We start from the raw sequence: 17,519 nt of genomic DNA, 5'->3' as shown, positions 1-17,519 counted from the left end.
TGTCATAAAATAAAAAGCCGTCAAAACCAGTGGTTCTGACGGCTTTTTATAAGCGCCCAGGGGTCATTACCTACACAATTACTGCTTGAAGCTTATCTAGTGACAGACCTAGATAGCTAATAGTCATCCTTGCTATCGGAGGACTTTATTGGCTTTTACGCGGACTTTAACTAACACATCACCATCGACCAACCTAAGGTCGAATATTGGTGAATGTCGCGGTGGCGACTCCATCACTTTGTGACGACAACGATTTTACGTCTGCGCTAAAGTAATACGGATTAAGTGGCATTTTATTCTCTGCTGGTCGCGCGTAGTAAAGCTTGGCGGGCTGTTTTGCCATTTGTTGCGCGTACAAATACCCGACCAACGCATGTTCAAACTGGTGGTAACCATTTCCCCAATGGAACGCTTTGGTTGATTTAGGACTCAGACCGACTCCTCCATATTGATGATCCACCCATACGTCCATAAAAGTGGGTAACGTGTATTGAAGCGTTTCTTTCATCGAACCATCGACAAGAGAAACTGTCATCGCCGCTTGATCGAGTTCTGCCCATTCCCAAGACGAGCTATAGTGCTTGTATGGTCTTGATTGCCAAGCAGGAATGCTCTCTTGTGCCCATTTACTCTGCCATTCTGGTGAGAAAAGTGCTTTGACTTGCTCAAAGTTTTGCTGATATTGCGCTTGCTTAAGCGTGTGTTTCATTCCTTTGAAACCAAACTCTGTCCAATTGGAATTTTCCAACAACTGACCAGTGAGATACGTCATCCAATACGCTTTGATGGTGTGTCCAAAATCATTGTGTTTCGCATCTGGCATCATTACCGCTTTGTGGTGTATCGCGCCATAAAAGCGCTGCTCTTTGACGGAATGGTAGTTATCTAGCATCACTTTCGTCAGCCATTGCAGATCTTGCTTCCACTTGGCTTGCGCTGGCGCTGGTAAAAGTGGCGCCGTTAACAACAGATAGCCATTGATCTGGTCAAGTTGAGCGACTAGCTCTTGCTGCTTCGCACTTTCCCCATCACCGTCTTTCAAAACCCAAGCCAGACCGCGATCATCGCTTCGTCGGTATTGTTTAAATATAAACGCTTGCTGGTCGATGAGCGCTTGTTCGACCTTTGGATCTTGAGTCAAGTAGTAGTACATCGCCAAACCCACCAAGGCGTAAGCTTGGTCTTGAGAAGTTCGTTGTTGCCACTCCATCCCCGGTTTCCCACTACGCGTAAAGCTCACAAAGCCGCCGTTTTTCTCATCTTGTAGATGATCAATCAGGTAATAAGCCCCTTTCTTTGCCAGCTCTAATGCTTGCTTGTCACCCGTAAGATGAAAAAGCACGCCATAAGCGTAAGTTTGGCGCGATTTCATGCGGGTGTATTCGCGATCGAAGTGCGGGCTAATCCACCCTTTGTTTAATTCTCCACACGGCTTTTGTGGGTCGAGAATGACACCGTTATCACAACGAAAAGTCGGAAAATTCCCCGCAGGTTGTCCATGCGCGCTTTCCATCATCCAATATGGGGCTAGGCCATTCGTCACATGGTTTAACCAATCATCCCCCGAAGGCAGGCCTACATCAGCAAAGCTGCTCATGCTCGTCGTTGCGAGCAATAAGGTAAGATATTTAAAAGACATAACACTCAATTAAGTTATTGAATTTTATCCAGTATAAATAACTCCCTTTACGCATATTGTTGTCGTGCTCACAATCGCCTTACGCATTTGTTTGCATCAATCATCTTTCAGCCTTGTTCGATGACTGAGCCGAGAATAAACGCTACTCTGTCTTCGACTGACATTTTGGGCACTTCGATCAATTGATAACCAAATTTGTGATAAGCGTTGACCATCTGTTGATACGTAGCCACCGCTTCAGAAAAATCTTGCTTTCGCTCTTCGTCGTTGCTGAATATCGACGTCCACGGTGGAAAAATGAATACTTGAGAATGATAACGAAGCGTCTGGCAATGCGTGATGAGCTCATGCGAGATTGGCAGTTGTTCCAACTTACTGTAGCCATATACGTCCACAATACTGCGATCAAAAAACACATTCCCTTGGTGGACATTGAAAGCTCGGTAATTGCTCACTTCTGCCTTCATCATTTCGTCTCGAAAAGCTTGTTTGTCATTCCAAGGTAATGCTGAACCGTGATTGGCAACCTGCGTTTGTATTATTTGACGGCCGGTTTCTGGCGCGCAGATAAAACCTTGTGTTTTTAGCTGTTCGATTACCGAAGTTTTCCCTGCACCGGGACCACCAGAGAATACGATAAGTTTATTCAAAATCTTTTCCTTATTTTTTGTTTGAGTGAAGTAATGCGTGTACAGCCAAGAAAATGGGCATCATCTGGCGTTTGAAATTGGCATTTGGCACGCCAGCGTTAAGCGAGATCGGTAGTGGGAAATTTGGGGAATAGAACTGGGCAGTGAAGAGATATACAAAGTAAGAACCGAAACGACGTGTTCATCGGTTATGGAAAACGGAGGAATGCTGAGTGAAGCAAGCTCGCCCAAAATAATGGGTTGGGAAGTGGTGCGATTGGTTCTGCTAGTTAACGCGTCAATTGGATATCTATATCAAGAAAATGGCACCTAAGCCTAAGAACGCAAAGAAACCGACGACATCGGTAACGGTCGTCAATACTACCGAGCCAGCCACGGCGGGGTCAATGTTAAACTTTTTCAACGTGAATGGTATCAACGTACCCGATGCCGCGGCCGCCAAACTATTGAGGAAAATGGCACAGCAAATAATAAGCGCCAATGGCAAAGAGTCAAACACCATGTAAACGACACCCGCGATCACCAATCCCATAATTAAACCATTAATGGTGGCGATTTTTAATTCCTTATTCACCAATAGCTTCAAGTTACTTTGGTGCAAGTGGTTTAGTGCGATACCTCGAATGGCCACCGCTAAGGTTTGGCTACCCGCGATGCCGCCCATACTCGCCACAACGGGCATTAAGATCGCAAGCGCAACGACTTGCTCGACCACATTATCAAAAAGCCCAATGATGGCGGAGGCTACGAAAGCGGTCAGCAAGTTAATCACCAACCAAAGTGCTCTTAGCCTTGTCGCCACGCTTAATGGTGTAAACAAATCTTCTTCGCTTCGTACGTTTTCTGCCACTACAGCTTGTAGGCTGAGTTCACGCAAGGTAATCGCGATGGTCGCCATCGACAAGACGCCCATAATTTTGCCACCAGCCATGATAGGAAACCAATGTGCTCCACCATCAATCGAGACTTGTTTGCTGACGCTTTGAATCGTTTGAATATCTTCTAGAATTGGCGTAACTACGGTCAAGTCGGTAAGTTTGATATGATTTTCGTGCAGCAACAGGGTTTGCGGCTCTATCGTACCAATCACACCACTTGCATCACGCACAATAATCAACCGCACTGGACTTTGCCCACGTTTTAGCAGCTCGGTTTTGATGCCTCCTACGCTGTTTTTAGGGTTTGCGACCAGAAAGTGAGGCTCGGCATAACGTCCAACTTTGTTGTCTTCATACGACAATGCTTGTTGGATATGCGCGACAGACTCTTCACTTTGATCAATAAGGTATTCATCTACAAATTCGGTCGGTAGAAAGTCCGCAAAGATGATCAGTTCTGAATCCGTTATGTACGCCAAGCGTTCATGTTGTAAGTCTTTATTGAGTGATTGATGAATGTGCTTGGCGGTGTCGTATCGGAGCAAATTTAATACCGTCCAATACTTCTCAGGCGGCACTGCTTCTATGACACGCTTACGGTAAGCAATGTTGACCGATTCCAAAATGTTCGCAATCTGTGCTTCTTGATAGTCTTTCAAAAAGCTCAAGTCTTCGGTCGATTCTATCGCTTTAATGATCTCAGCAAGCAAATGTGGCACTTTGCGGTTAATTTGCAATTGGTTGGAATCTATCATTACTTTTACCTATAGCTTTCAGTACCACATTCGCCGCATTGACGATATGTGCTATCCGAAGGCATGAATTCTTGATGTTAAAATTCTAGGCGATAGTTGACTTAATTGCGGAATTTATATTTCGCTCGCAGAAACAAAACGCCTCTGCATCAGTTCATGGTATAGACTTGAATGTGTGTCAGGCTCATTCGCCTTGTTTGATAATGGAGTAATCAATGGCACCTGTATTTTTTCTGACTCAGCAGGCCGCCTTACCAAGTCGTAAGGTGCTTCGTAAAGTGATTCAATTTTCGACAGCGCTGGCTCAGCCTATTGTAGTTTTAGTGGAAGACCATCGCCGAAGTGAAGATCACGCATTCGCTCATTTTCTCAGTTTCAACTCTGACCATATAGAAAAAAGACAAGCTGAGTTTGAAGCTTGGACCTTAAAGTTCAACGCATTAATTGTCGAACTTTGTGAAGAAGAAGAGCTTGAAACACCAACGCTCTCTTACGAACATTTCAAAGGGAGCCATTGGGTTGAGCAAGTTGCGAAACGACTTGTTGACCACACTGACTTACTGCTCGTGGGACACTTTAACAAACACGAGATTCAAACGATGCTAACAGAACTAGCACAACAAGATTGCGACTTGTTGCTACTGAGTGAGCGGTCATGGCCTTCTCACGCCAACATGCTTTGTGCAATCGACCCACTTCATCGAGGGGATGAAAAGTCGATAGTAGATAAAGCCATCGTCTCGCGAGGCTCAAAATTAGAACAAACCTTAAGCGGGAAAATGACGCTCGTTTACTGCCGATACGTCGCGCCATACCTCTCTCGCTATCGTGCAGAGATATTAAGCAATCAAAAAGCAGGCATTACAGATTTTATTAGTGCGCAAAAGTTAACGCGAGTTCCATTACTATTACCGGAAGGAAACCCTGAAACGGCGTTACCAAAAGCAGTTAAGCAATCACAAGCAGCGATTTTGATTATGGGGGCATGTAAACGAAGCATGTCATCTCAATTTTGGTCTGGCAGCACTGTAGACACGTTACTTGATCAACCACCTTGTGACCTACTGTTGGTCAACAGTTCCAAGGGCTGACTAGGTATTCCCTATTAACCAACCCTTTCAATACCAAGCGCAGTTATTGGCTCTTTACATCTTCTAACTGCGCGGCTTCATGTTCCGCGTTCAAGGCTTGTTTCTGCTGCTGTTTTATCTCATCCCAACTGCGTCCCGATTCAATCGCAGATACACGCTGCTCGTATTTAGTGCAGGCTCTTTCGAGTACTTTCTCAGGATCTATACCCTTTTCTCTTTCCAGCGCTTTTAATACGTTAAGGTAGTTCCACAACACATCGCCTAACTCGTCTTCCAAATGACAAAGGCGATCCTCGCGAATCTCTTCGCGGACTTCATCAACTTCTTTGCCAATGGCCTCCAGATAAGTCTCTACGCCTTTAAACCAAGTATTGGTTTGGTCATATTGAGATTTTCTCGTCGCAATTGCATACAGCTCATCAAATTTCTTCATTGCCTCTCCGTAGAACACGTTTTTATTTATGCCTTTTTAGGACGAATAAACTTCCCTTTAGCCGTCACTCTAACTTCGCTTTCGACCCGCAATTGAGCCACCAGTTGATATATACCGCGTCGTTCACCTTCACAGAGTGCGGTAATCGTGACTCGATCATTTAACTGAATAGGTGCATGGTAGCGCACATCCAACTGCGCCGTAAGGGCTTGAATGTCTCTAGATAACAAACAATGCGTCATTGCATCATCGAGAAGCGAACTGGCAATACCACCATGCAACAGGTCTGTGTAACCTTGATGACGCGGTAAAACGTGAAACTCTCCGACAACAGAACCATCGGCTAGGTATTGGTAGTTCACGGCCAAAGAGTTCGGATTCACATTAATTGAAGAACAAACCGCACATTGATGATGAGATTCGTGAGTGTAATGACAATAGCTGTTTGTGGACATGATAGTTACTCGGTTTCTCAAAAGAGTAATTAGCATATGCCAACAATTAAAAAGAAACGGCGAGTAATCTTTGTTTGCATGTTGCAGGGCCAGCAACCTCGCTTTTCATAACACTAAATAATCATTTTAATAATTAACGATAATTTCCAGTTTATTTAGAGTGGCGATATGGTTTGCATAGTGATTACGCAACGTTATGAAAAGGCGACTTATGAAGTTTCTCCACACGATGATCCGTGTAGCTGACCTAGACAAATCTATCGAATTTTATACAAAAGTTCTGGGAATGAGTGTTTTGGATCGTTTTGAAAACCAAGAATACCGTTACTCACTGGTGTTTGTTGGTAACCCTGATCAACCAGATGGCGCGACCATCGAGCTAACTTATAACTGGGATACCGACAGTTACGACTTGGGTAACGCATTCGGACACATGGCACTGGGGTCTGAAGATATTTACGCCGCTTGCGAAAAAATTAAAGCGCTTGGTGGCAACGTTACTCGCGAGCCAGGTCCAATGAAAGGCGGAGAAACTCACATCGCGTTCATTAAAGATCCCGATGGTTACCAAATCGAACTCATCCAAACTCAAAAATAACGAGGTTTCCTATGACAGATGCATTATTTCAACCCATTCAACTTGGCTCTCTCTCATTAAAAAACCGTATCGTTATGCCTCCGATGACGCGTTCTCGTGCTTCTCAACCAGGTAATATCGCTAACGACATGATGGCGACCTACTATGCTCAACGTGCTGAAGCGGGCCTAATCGTTGCTGAAGGCACACAAATTTCGCCAATGGGTCAAGGCTATGCATGGACACCAGGCATTTACAGCCCAGAGCAAATTGCTGGCTGGAAAAAAGTAACTGATGCAGTGCACGAGAAAGGCGGCACTATCTTCGCGCAATTGTGGCACGTTGGTCGTGTGACTCACCCTGATAACATTGGCGGTGAGCAACCTATTTCTTCTTCTGCGCTAAAAGCAGAAAACGTGAAAGTATTTGTCGATAACGGCACAGACGAACCGGGTTTTGTCGACGTGGTTGAGCCACGTGAAATGACCAAACAAGACATCAAGAACGTTATTGAAGAGTACCGCCAAGCCGCACTAAACGCGATAGAAGCCGGATTCGATGGTATCGAGCTTCATGCAGCGAATGGCTACTTGGTTAACCAGTTTATCGATTCTGAAGCGAATAACCGCACCGATGAATACGGTGGCTCCATTGAAAACCGTCTGCGTTTTCTTAGTGAAGTGGTAGAGGCGATGACGCAAGCTATTGGCGCAGAGCGTGTTGGTGTTCGTCTTGCACCATTCACTTCGTTAAATGGCACCGTTGATAGTACGCCAGTCGAAACCTACACCGCCGCTGCAGCGCTGCTTGATAAACTCAATGTGGTTTACATTCACATTGCAGAAGTGGATTGGGACGACGCGCCAGACACTCCGCACGACTTTAAAACCGCAGTTCGTGAGGCGTATAAAGGCACACTGATCTATGCCGGTCGTTACAACGCAGAAAAGGCGCAACACGCGATTGAAAGTGGTTTAGCCGACATGATTGGCTTTGGCCGTCCGTTTGTTGCAAACCCAGACTTACCAAGCCGCATCAAGCATGGCTATCCGCTGGCAGAACATGACCCTGCCACATTGTTCGGCGGCGGTGAAAAAGGCTTGGTGGACTACCCTGCGTATTACGCGGGTTAATTCATCTACGTAAAGCTGATTCGTAACTCGCGACAAACCAATAGCGAAACCAAAAGAACCTTGCTCTTCCCCCTGTGACACCAAGATGCAGGGTTCTTTTTAGGCAAGCCACCAGAATTAACGTCTTTGACAAGATGTACAACCTCGACACGCAGAGCGCGTCGTTTTACTGAGCAAACTGCGTTGTACTTTACAGTAAGCATTCTTTAAAGCACGACGACCTGAAAACCAATCATCCGGTTTAGTGAGGATTAAGTAGCCGTGAAACCTCTTAACCAACTCGGTTCGATTGTTTTCGATAAATCGGCTATCAAACTCGATGTCGAAGTAATTCAAAGCCTCTTCGATACAAGTAAAGCTGGCAATTTTTTCCTGAATCGTATTCTCTGTCATCGTTTCTTTAGCGTAATCATTTTCAATGAAGTCTAAGTGCCTCGCGCTTTACGTTCTTTGATTTAGCGCTTCTTAAGATCATTCTTTATGGGGTTTCCATATTGAAATTCAATTTGGGAATTCGTTAACCCACCTAGCATTTTCATTTTGACAATCACTTTAAGGCACTGATTTAAATAAACATTATTTCTGGTTCATATTTTGCTCTACTTCATTAAACGGAATGTTGGAGCAACACGATATGACTTACAGAGCAGAAGTAGACGGATTAAGGGCGATTGCTGTCACGTTGGTGATTTTGTTTCATGCAGGAGTTGAGCAATTCGCTGGTGGCTTTATTGGCGTCGACGTGTTTTTTGTGATCAGCGGCTATTTGATCACCACCATCGTGATTAACGACTTAGAAAACCAGAAGTTCAGCCTTGGTGATTTTTATGAGCGACGCATTCGTCGCATACTCCCCCTCTTACTGGTGGTGATCGCCGTCAGCTATTTGATGTCTTGGTGGCTATTTTTGCCGCAAGCACACAAAGACGTTGGTCAATTTGCAGTGTCTTCCATTCTCTCTTCATCCAACATTCTTCTGTATTTGAAAGGCCACAATTACTTCGGTTTAGAAGATCAAGCCAACCCGCTGTTCCACACATGGAGCTTGGGCGTTGAAGAACAATACTACATTGTCATTCCTTTGCTACTCATGCTACTCGCTCGTGGCAAAAACGCGTTTTACCTGACTTTTTTTATCACGGTATTTGTGCTGAGTTTGATGACTATTGTCTACGCGAGCAACGATCCTGATTTCGCTTTTTACATGATCTTCTCTCGCGCTTGGGAGCTGGCAACCGGTTCATTACTCGCATTAGTGATGAGAAAAGTCCAAGTTCAATCTAACGATACTCTAGCAACCATTGGCATCGTTTTGATATTGGCTTCCTCGCTTTTGTTTGAAAAATCGCAAGATGGCGCGGGCATTACGCTGCTGGTGCCGGTCATCGGTAGCGCGTTGGTGATTTTGTTTGCCTCTAAAGACAATGTCTGCGGTAGATTACTGAGCCTAAAGTGGGTCGTGTTCGTCGGCTTAATCAGCTACAGCTTATACTTGTGGCACATTCCATTATTTGTCTTTTACCGCTACGTGTTGGACACAACACAAGACATCAATATCCCACTTTACGTTGTCACTCTTTTTGTACTTTCTTACTTCACTTGGCGCTTTATTGAAAAGCCGTTCCGTAGCCGAAAAGCCATGAGCATGCGCACTGTGTCCGCGGTTATTGTGTTGTTGACGTTGCCCTTGCTAACGCTCGGCGTTATCGGTCATCAAAACGGTGGTTTTCCAGAAAGAAGCGCATTTTTCGAGGCCATGCGCGTTAACAACGGTTATGGTTTAGATTGCAACGGCAACACCAACGTTAACGATGTGTGCTCGTCTGCGCCGCAGCCCGCCATCGCTGTGTTAGGCAATAGTCACAGCATGGTTTACGTGAAGCGTCTATCCGAAGTAACACCAACTGGCGTGGTGCAACTTACTCAAGATTCCTGTGCGGTCGGTTATGTCGACATCCTAGAAGCTGCTGGCTCAATTTCTTGCCGACAGTTCTTCAATGAGGCTGTCGATACAATTCTAAGTACCCCTTCCATTCGTCGCGTTGTTATCTCTTCTAATTTCAATAAAGAGCTTTCACAAGCCGATTATGAAGCATCATTAACCAAATTATTGAATGAACTGAAAGGAAAGGAAGTGGTCGTTTTCGGTCCAACCCCTTCTGCACCGTTTGCGGTAGGAGAATGCCTTTGGAAAGCGCGTTTGTTTGGCGAGACAGAAGAGTCTGCCTGCGACTTTTCTCCCAAACAACATCACCCTCAAAACGTGGCGAAGTTAGTGAACTACTTTGAGCAATTTGAGCACGTTGAGTTTGTCGACTTGACCGATGCCATTTGCAGAAATGGCGTATGTCGAATGAGAGTTGGAGCAAACAATGCGATGTATACGGATGACAGCCATTTATCTTACAAAGGTGCTGAGTTGGTGCTTGGGCATTACCTCAACACTACAAATGAAGCGCAACAGTTCACTTACGACCGACAATAACCAAGGAAATAAACTTTTATGCTTCAGCGTTTATCTCAGGTAAGCGCTGAATGCTTTAAAGCAAGACAAAGCTAGGCGTCTATTTGAAAATGCGCGGATCAAACGCGAAATCGAGCTTTTCGGCTTTCTTGATGATCTCTTTCATTTTGGGATGATTTGGATTCACCACGTAGTTTTTATCACGAGGTGAAATCGTTGAAGGCACTTGCAGCGCGGCAAACTCTGGATGAGGATCATTGAGAAACTGATCACCAATGTACTGCGTAGACTCGCTCGCCGGTATTGCTCGCCACGTCACAGGGAGATCTTCTTCATCTAAGGTGGCGATGAGGTATTCTGGCATTTCAATACGATATAAATCGTAAAGTTTGGTGATAGCAGGATCGTTGTTTACGTGAACAAACACTTCCAACGAGCAAAGGGATTCCGATTCAGAGAAGTAGAGGGCTTCGGTTCCTTTTGAGTTCCATCGCCCTCCAAATAACTTTGCGCCAACGGGGCTGAATGGCGTGTCAGCAAATTTCTTTTGTGTGAGACGATAGAGCTTCATATTACGAGAATACCCCGTGCTCTAAACGGCCGATCAAATCTTTTACGATTTCAAAATCCACCGTGGTCGAGACCATATCAAGTGGACGTTTTCCACCTAAGCCATACACATTCTCTCTCATCCATTTTAACGCGCGCTCTTCGTCGTCAAACAGTTCTGTCGCGAGTTTCAATAACATCGCTAATCGATAGATTGCATCACTTTCTTGCGTATTGAAGCGTTCATCGTTTTTTAGACGACGCTTGACCGTGCTGACAGGTATCAATGTGACGTTTTGAAACTCACTCTGAGAAAGCTTCACACGCTCAACAATATTGCGATACACCTTTGGCTCAAAGCCTTTGTGAACCGCATCAGTGCGACCTGTTTCAGCGTCTTCAATACCCAACATAAACCAGAAATTGGCTTTATGAGGTTGTTTCGGTTTGAAGCTTTTTAATGCTGCAGTTGCCATATCAAGCTCCTGTGGTTCATATGGTCCAGTTATTATGGTTCAAATGAGCTTAATTTTCAATCAAAGTAACAATCAAAGTAAAAAGATAGGTAAAGAAAAAGGCGAGCTTTTCGCCCGCCTCTCTTACTTATTCATCAACTTTGTTTACGCATCTATCGATGAACATCGTTTCACTTATTGCAAGTCAAAACGATCCGCGTTCATGACTTTCGTCCATGCGGCGATGAAGTCATGGATGAATTTTTCCTGATTATCATCTTGCGCATACACTTCCGCATACGAACGCAGGATCGAGTTTGAACCAAAGACAAGATCCACTCGAGTAGCCGTCCACTTCACAGCGTCGGTTTTACGATCACGGATTTCATATTGATTAGCACTCACTGGTTTCCACGTATATGCCATGTCAGTAAGGTTCACGAAGAAATCATTCGACAAAGTGCCGACTCGCTCAGTAAATACGCCCTCTTTTCCACCGCCGTAGTTACTGCCTAGAACGCGCATACCACCGATAAGTACCGTCATTTCTGGCGCCGTTAGCCCCATAAGCTGAGCACGATCTAATAAAAGCTCTTCTGGCTTAACCGCGTAGTCTTTCTTCAACCAATTTCGGAAACCGTCAGCAACAGGCTCAAGTACTTCGAACGATTCCACATCCGTCATCTCTTGGGTGGCATCACCTCGGCCTGGCGCGAATGGCACGGAAACATCATGACCTGCGGCACGCGCAGCCAGTTCAATACCTACGTTCCCAGCAAGCACGATAGCGTCTGCAACACTACAGCCCTCTTCTGCTGCTATTTTTTCTAGCACAGCAAGAACACGGCTTAGACGTTCAGGTTCGTTCCCTTGCCAATCTTTTTGCGGAGCCAAGCGAATTCTCGCGCCATTTGCACCTCCTCGACGGTCAGAGCCACGGTAAGTACGCGCGCTATCCCACGCCGTACTGACTAACTCACTAATGGATAGGCCACTTGCTTCAATTTTTGTTTTCACTAAATCGACATCGTAGTCTGTCTTACCTGCGGGCGTTGGGTCTTGCCAAATAAGATCTTCGCTTGGCACATCTGGGCCGAAATAACATGATTTTGGTCCTAGATCGCGGTGTGTCAACTTAAACCAGGCACGAGCAAAAACGTCATCAAAGTACGCAGGGTCATTTTGGAACTTTTCTGCAATCTTACGATATTCAGGGTCCATTTTGAGCGCCATATCGGCGTCGGTCATGATTGGATTGTAGCGCTTAGAACCGTCTTCAACATCGACAGGCTTGTCTTGTTCTTCAATGTCGATTGGCTCCCATTGCCATGCGCCGGCTGGGCTCTTTTTCAGTTCCCAGTCATACTTAAATAGTAGGTGGAAGTATCCGTAATCCCATTGTGTAGGGTGTGTTGTCCAAGCACCTTCAATACCACTCGTTACCGCGTCACGGCCAATACCACGTGTTTTGTGATTAATCCAGCCAAGACCTTGCTCATGAACGTCTGCTGCTTCGGGCTCTGGGCCAAGGTTTGCGGCATCACCATTACCATGACACTTACCCACCGTGTGACCACCAGCTGTGAGCGCGACGGTTTCTTCATCGTTCATTGCCATTCGCGCAAAGGTCACTCGCATGTCATGTGCTGTTTTGAGAGGATCTGGGTTACCGTCTACCCCTTCAGGGTTCACATAGATAAGACCCATCATTACCGCAGCAAGCGGGTTTTCTAAATCTCGCTCACCAGAGTAGCGGCTGTTATCAGCGTCACTTGTGGCTAACCATTCTTGCTCAGAACCCCAGTAAGTGTCTTTTTCTGGGTGCCATATGTCCTCTCGTCCAAACGCAAAGCCAAAGGTCTTAAAACCCATGGATTCGTACGCCATGTTACCGGCAAGGACAATCAGGTCTGCCCAACTTAGTTTGTTGCCATATTTTTTCTTGATTGGCCATAAAAGGCGTCGAGCCTTATCGAGGTTGGCGTTATCTGGCCAAGAGTTGAGAGGAGCAAAGCGTTGGTTGCCTGTAGCAGCACCGCCACGACCATCCGCAATACGATAACTGCCCGCTGCATGCCATGCCATTCGGATCATTAAACCACCGTAGTGTCCCCAGTCGGCAGGCCACCAGTCTTGGCTATCAGTCATTAAATCTTTTAAATCTTTTTTAAGTGCTTCGACATCTAGCTTTTTCAGTTCTTCTTTGTAATTAAAGTCCTGACCAAATGGGTTGGTTTTGGAGTCGTGTTGATGCAGGATGTCTAAGTTCAAGGCATTCGGCCACCAATCCATCACCGACTTATCTGTAGATGTTTGCCCACCATGCATAACTGGACATTTACCTACCGAACCGCCGTTTGCTTTGCTCATATAATGCTCCTTCGTGTCGTGGTTGTGGTAACCACTCTTTGTTATTCAATAAATCGAATATCCACCTCAAACAGCGTAGTTCATACACTGTTTTTTTAGTTAACGCCAAGTCAAAATTTCAAACATTTCAGCGAATAAATAATTGTTATCAAACATGTACCTATATGCAGAAAATATGGATAGAGATCAGTTTAAGTCCATACCTGAATACTTAATCCCAGACAGCCTCGCCATGTTGTGATCCCAGGTCGCTAAATCATGATGACTAAATTCATTCAGAGCGTGATGACCACACGCCCTCGCCATGACTTTCATGAGCTCTACCGAGGATTCGAAGAAATTTTTCAGTTGCTGGGATGACTTTTCGACGTCGAGACGCTGCCTCAAATCGGCATTTTGTGTCGCAATGCCTGCCGGGCAATTATTGGTGTTGCAGATGCGAGCGGCGACACAACCGATCGATTGCATCGCACTGTTTGCTATCGCTACTCCGTCTGCTCCAAGTGCCAACGCTTTGACAAAATCCGTAGGAACTCGCAACCCACCGGTGATGATTAATGTGACACGGTCACTTTCACCTTTTTCATCTAAGTACTTACGTGCACGAGCTAATGCAGGAATGGTGGGCACACTAATATGATCACGGAACATAGTTGGCGCCGCACCCGTGCCACCACCGCGACCATCTAAGATGATGTAATCAGCCCCAGCATCAAGCGCAAACTGAATGTCTTGCTCAATATGGTTGGCACTGAGTTTAAATCCAATTGGAATGCCGCCTGTGATGCCACGAACTCTGTCAGCAAACTTTCTGAAATCGTGAGTAGTGTGAAGATCTTTGAACGTTGGTGGTGATATCGCTGGTTGTCCCTCGGGGATGCCTCTCACCTGAGAGATCTTACCTACATTTTTATTTGCAGGCAGATGACCACCCGTGCCCGTTTTTGCTCCTTGCCCACCTTTAAAGTGAAACGCCTGAACATTAAGAAGCTTAGATTCGTCGTAGCCAAATTGAGCACTAGCAAGCTCATAGAAATACCGTGAATTAGCGGCTTGCTCTTCCGGTAACATGCCACCCTCACCAGAGCAAATCCCAGTCCCTGCCAACTCTGCACCTTTTGCTAGCGCAATTTTCGCCTCTTCAGAAAGTGCGCCAAAACTCATGTCCGACACCAACAAAGGAATAGCGAGTCTGAGCGGCTTACGCGCATTTGGTCCCACAATCAACTCGGTAGACACAGGAACGTCTTCCAACAACGGTTGTGTCGCCATTTGCGCCACCATGATTTGTATAGCATCCCAATGTGGTAGCAAATGCCTAGGAACCCCCATTGCAGCCATCGGACCATGATGACCGAGTTTAGAGAGTCCTTCTCTCGCTAATTGGTGGATAAACTCGAGGGTTGGTTCTTCTTGAGTAGCAGACGCTGTTGGTTTGTCTCTTTTCTCTGGCTTTTGTTCCGGTCCCTCTTTACCGACTTGCTCTGCGGTAAATCGCTTGTGTGTACCATCACAAAAAGGAGCATTGGCGGTATGCTTACATTGGCAGAGATAGGCATCTTCGTCTTTTTCCGCACTAAAGCTCATTGGCTTTAAGCCGGTTCCCGAATGAGACCCATCGCAGTAAGGTTGTTTTTTTAGAACGCCCACATCGGCAGAAGTAATATTCTTGCCCAGCTTTCAACTCTACTTTGATCGGCTTGTTATCAGCGATGATTGGCTTGCTCATGTTGCCCCCTATTTATTATTGTTAACCATGCTTTCTCGCTGGCTTGCAATAAGCGTAGAACAGGAGCGTAAAGAGCGTCAGTGTCGCCGAGTAAAATGCGCGATTGTCGCCCGACTAACCTATACTTTTTATGGGTCTCATACACGTGGAGGCTATATGACTATTGCAACCCGATTAGATGAATATTTGACTGAGCATAACATTCACTTTCAAACCGTGAATCACAGCCACAGTCATAGCTCGCTACAAAGTGGTGTTGCAGCAGGTGTGCCTTTAATGAATATCGCAAAAGGTGTGATTCTAGAGGATCATGAAGGGCGTCATATGATGGCGGTCTTACCTGCCAACAACAAAATCAGTTTGTCGAGATTAAACGACGAATTTAATGCCACCTTCCACTTGGTGAAAGAGCGTATGGTTTACCGACTCTTCACCGATTGTGAACACGGCGCTATTCCACCGATTGGTAGCCCTTACCACATGTCGACAGTTTGCGATGAAAGACTAGCAAACTTGGAACATGTCTACCTTGAAGCTGGCGATCATGAAACTCTGATTAAGCTGGACCGAAAGGCGTTTAAAGAACTGATGAACGACTGTAGATATCTAAGATTCAGCAGTGAAGTTCTGCATTAAACTTGCCAAGATATTTCGACATTTCCTGAACAAGGCTCTTTCAACAAGAGCCTTTCTTTGTTTTGTTGGTAGCACGCGATGGAAGTTTCTCGGACTTTGGTGCCCAGCGTTTCAGAGCATATAGAAACAAAAAACCGCCTATTCGGGCGGTTTTTTATCAATCAAATCATAATTATTATCGAACAAAGATCTTTTGGATCGCTTTTATCGCCATAGCCCTACGGCGCATTAATACGCTCGTTCTTGGCAACCATTTCGGTGTGTGAAGAATGGTTTTCGCATGACTAAAAGTTCTGAATCCTTCCTCTCCGTGATAATGCCCAATACCCGATTCACCAACGCCACCAAAAGGCGCATCTTCAGCGCCAACATGTAAAACCGTATCATTAACGCCGACGCCACCACTGTGGGTGTTGCGTACAATATGTTTGATGGTCGATTTGTCGTCCGACATAACATACAGCGCAAGTGGTCTTTGGTGCTGATTAATGTAGTCAATCGCTTCATCAACGGCATTGTAGGGCTTAACAGGTAGAAATGGCCCGAAGATCTCCTCTTGCATGATTCGCATATTCGGCGACACATCCGTGACCAAATGAGGATACAGAAGTCGTTCCTCTTGGGGCGACGCCTCAACAGTGTGAAGGTTAGCACCTTGCGCTTTTGCATCCTCAAGTAGCGCAGTCAAACGATCATATTGTCGTTGGTTGACAATATGGGTCAGCTTTTGATTCTTGTTGGATTTTAAATAGAGCTTTTCAAAACGTTTTAAGAATAGCGAAATGAACTCTTCGACACGTTCTTGCGGTACAAATGCGTAGTCAGGCGCGACACAAATCTGGCCTGCATTAATGCTTTTACCAAACAAGATAGCATCAACGGCTTTCTTCATGTCTGCATCTTTTGCAATGATCACCGGGGACTTTCCACCCAACTCTAACGTCACCGGGGTAAGGTTTTCCGCTGCCGCTTTTGCCACTGCGCGACCAACACTCGTAGAACCCGTGAACAAAAGGTGATCGAATGGCAGTTGGCTGAATGCTTGTGCGACGTCTGCTTCACCCTCAAAAACTTCGACATACTCAGACAACCCACGGCAAATATCGATGATGACTTTATTGGTTTTTGGCGTAAATTCGCTGAGCTTCATCATCACGCGGTTGCCAGCAGCCAATGCTGTCACTAAAGGCGCAAGGCTCAAAATCACAGGAAAGTTCCACGGTGAAATGATCCCGACGACACCTAACGGTTGATACTGAACGGTGACTTTAGAAGGTGCAAGCAATAAGCCGGATTCGCGCTTGCTGGGTTTGCACCATTTTTTTAGTCGCTTGAGGGTATAATTAATATGCGAGACCGTTGGCAAAACGTCGGTCATAGCGGTATCAAATTCTGAGCGATAGCCAAAATCGTCACTTAACGCTTCAACCAGAGCTTGTTTGTTCTCAAGCAGCGATTTTTTTAACAAAACGAGGCGCTGTTTACGTTCATCCACACTAGGATAAGGTTCGGCTGCATATGCCGCTTTTAAGCGTTCGAGGCTTTGCTGTAACAAGTTATCTACTTCAACCTCTGTGATTGCGTTCATGATGCTTCTCCTAACCTAGTTTCTACCAATGACGCCCCAAGTTAACACGAGCGCAACAATGTTACTATTGTAGCGCTCGTGAAGTTAGAGTTCGAACTCTGATTAAAATATCTCTAG

General features: G+C 45.6%; 15 protein-coding genes and 1 pseudogene. 5 read left to right on the top strand and 11 right to left on the bottom strand.

Features of this window, described 5'->3' with window-relative positions; genetic code table 11:
* Positions 1-193: 193 nt before the first annotated feature.
* The 3 genes from R7M92_RS04870 to R7M92_RS04860 all read right to left on the bottom strand — a co-directional run bounded on the left by R7M92_RS04870 (position 194) and on the right by R7M92_RS04860 (position 3,922).
* Complete coding sequence (locus R7M92_RS04870; protein ID WP_085569062.1) at positions 194-1,639, bottom strand: AGE family epimerase/isomerase; 1,446 nt, start codon at positions 1,637-1,639, stop codon at positions 194-196.
* Positions 1,640-1,746: 107 nt separating this feature from the next.
* On the bottom strand, positions 1,747-2,289 hold the full coding sequence (locus R7M92_RS04865; RefSeq protein ID WP_170960430.1) for an AAA family ATPase: 543 nt from the start codon (positions 2,287-2,289) through the stop codon (positions 1,747-1,749).
* 289 nt (positions 2,290-2,578) lie between these two features.
* Entirely contained in the window at positions 2,579-3,922 is a 1,344-nt protein-coding gene (locus tag R7M92_RS04860; protein WP_017635328.1) for a magnesium transporter, read from the bottom strand.
* Between the two features lie 215 nt (positions 3,923-4,137).
* Between R7M92_RS04860 and R7M92_RS04855 the strand changes: the two genes are divergently transcribed.
* On the top strand, positions 4,138-5,013 hold the full coding sequence (locus tag R7M92_RS04855; protein ID WP_025767825.1) for a universal stress protein: 876 nt from the start codon (positions 4,138-4,140) through the stop codon (positions 5,011-5,013).
* A gap of 43 nt (positions 5,014-5,056) precedes the next feature.
* Here R7M92_RS04855 and R7M92_RS04850 read toward each other — a convergent pair whose 3' ends face one another.
* Together R7M92_RS04850 and R7M92_RS04845 are read right to left on the bottom strand one after the other, a co-directional pair.
* Positions 5,057-5,446, bottom strand: coding sequence for a MazG nucleotide pyrophosphohydrolase domain-containing protein (locus R7M92_RS04850; RefSeq protein ID WP_047101463.1), 390 nt, complete (start codon positions 5,444-5,446; stop codon positions 5,057-5,059).
* 26 nt (positions 5,447-5,472) lie between these two features.
* The gene (locus R7M92_RS04845) at positions 5,473-5,901 is read right to left on the bottom strand and encodes a PaaI family thioesterase (protein ID WP_318132838.1); all 429 of its coding nucleotides are present in this window, start codon (positions 5,899-5,901) and stop codon (positions 5,473-5,475) included.
* A gap of 211 nt (positions 5,902-6,112) precedes the next feature.
* Here R7M92_RS04845 and gloA point away from each other — a divergent pair, with 211 nt between their 5' ends.
* Together gloA and R7M92_RS04835 are read left to right on the top strand one after the other, a co-directional pair.
* A complete protein-coding gene (gene gloA, locus R7M92_RS04840) occupies positions 6,113-6,499 on the top strand; it encodes a lactoylglutathione lyase (protein WP_005376490.1) in 387 nt (128 codons plus the stop codon).
* 11 nt (positions 6,500-6,510) lie between these two features.
* Complete coding sequence (locus R7M92_RS04835) at positions 6,511-7,611, top strand: alkene reductase (RefSeq protein ID WP_318132836.1); 1,101 nt, start codon at positions 6,511-6,513, stop codon at positions 7,609-7,611.
* A gap of 117 nt (positions 7,612-7,728) precedes the next feature.
* On the opposite strand, the gene R7M92_RS04830 is transcribed toward R7M92_RS04835, so the two are convergent.
* Positions 7,729-8,004 carry a nitrogenase-stabilizing/protective protein NifW gene (locus R7M92_RS04830; protein ID WP_017820985.1) on the bottom strand — a complete coding sequence of 92 codons (276 nt, stop codon included), beginning with the start codon at positions 8,002-8,004 and terminating at the stop codon, positions 7,729-7,731.
* Positions 8,005-8,245: 241 nt separating this feature from the next.
* On the opposite strand from R7M92_RS04830, the gene R7M92_RS04825 reads away from it, so the two are divergent.
* A complete protein-coding gene (locus tag R7M92_RS04825; protein ID WP_054577841.1) occupies positions 8,246-10,096 on the top strand; it encodes an acyltransferase family protein in 1,851 nt (616 codons plus the stop codon).
* Positions 10,097-10,175: 79 nt separating this feature from the next.
* Here the strand turns inward: R7M92_RS04825 and R7M92_RS04820 are convergent, their stop codons facing one another.
* The 4 genes and pseudogenes from R7M92_RS04820 to R7M92_RS04805 all read right to left on the bottom strand — a co-directional run bounded on the left by R7M92_RS04820 (position 10,176) and on the right by R7M92_RS04805 (position 15,178).
* Entirely contained in the window at positions 10,176-10,646 is a 471-nt protein-coding gene (locus R7M92_RS04820) for an RES family NAD+ phosphorylase (protein WP_005376497.1), read from the bottom strand.
* 1 nt (position 10,647) lies between these two features.
* Complete coding sequence (locus tag R7M92_RS04815) at positions 10,648-11,100, bottom strand: antitoxin Xre/MbcA/ParS toxin-binding domain-containing protein (protein ID WP_005376498.1); 453 nt, start codon at positions 11,098-11,100, stop codon at positions 10,648-10,650.
* A gap of 174 nt (positions 11,101-11,274) precedes the next feature.
* A complete protein-coding gene (gene katG, locus R7M92_RS04810) occupies positions 11,275-13,449 on the bottom strand; it encodes a catalase/peroxidase HPI (RefSeq protein ID WP_132937214.1) in 2,175 nt (724 codons plus the stop codon).
* A 186-nt stretch (positions 13,450-13,635) separates the two neighbouring features.
* A pseudogene (locus R7M92_RS04805) lies at positions 13,636-15,178 on the bottom strand (glutamate synthase-related protein).
* Positions 15,179-15,334: 156 nt separating this feature from the next.
* Here R7M92_RS04805 and R7M92_RS04800 point away from each other — a divergent pair.
* Positions 15,335-15,814 carry an aminoacyl-tRNA deacylase gene (locus R7M92_RS04800; RefSeq protein WP_005376501.1) on the top strand — a complete coding sequence of 160 codons (480 nt, stop codon included), beginning with the start codon at positions 15,335-15,337 and terminating at the stop codon, positions 15,812-15,814.
* 175 nt (positions 15,815-15,989) lie between these two features.
* Here the strand turns inward: R7M92_RS04800 and R7M92_RS04795 are convergent, their stop codons facing one another.
* Positions 15,990-17,402 (bottom strand): coniferyl aldehyde dehydrogenase, encoded by a 1,413-nt coding sequence (locus R7M92_RS04795; RefSeq protein ID WP_318132834.1) that lies wholly within the window; start codon positions 17,400-17,402, stop codon positions 15,990-15,992.
* Between the last annotated feature and the right edge of the window lie 117 nt (positions 17,403-17,519).

The organism is Vibrio sp. Vb2880, assembly GCF_033337975.1.
Taxonomy (GTDB): Bacteria; Pseudomonadota; Gammaproteobacteria; order Enterobacterales; family Vibrionaceae; genus Vibrio; species Vibrio alginolyticus.
The sequence above is the reverse complement of the archived record's forward strand: the minus strand, read 5'-3'. Positions and strand labels throughout refer to the sequence as shown.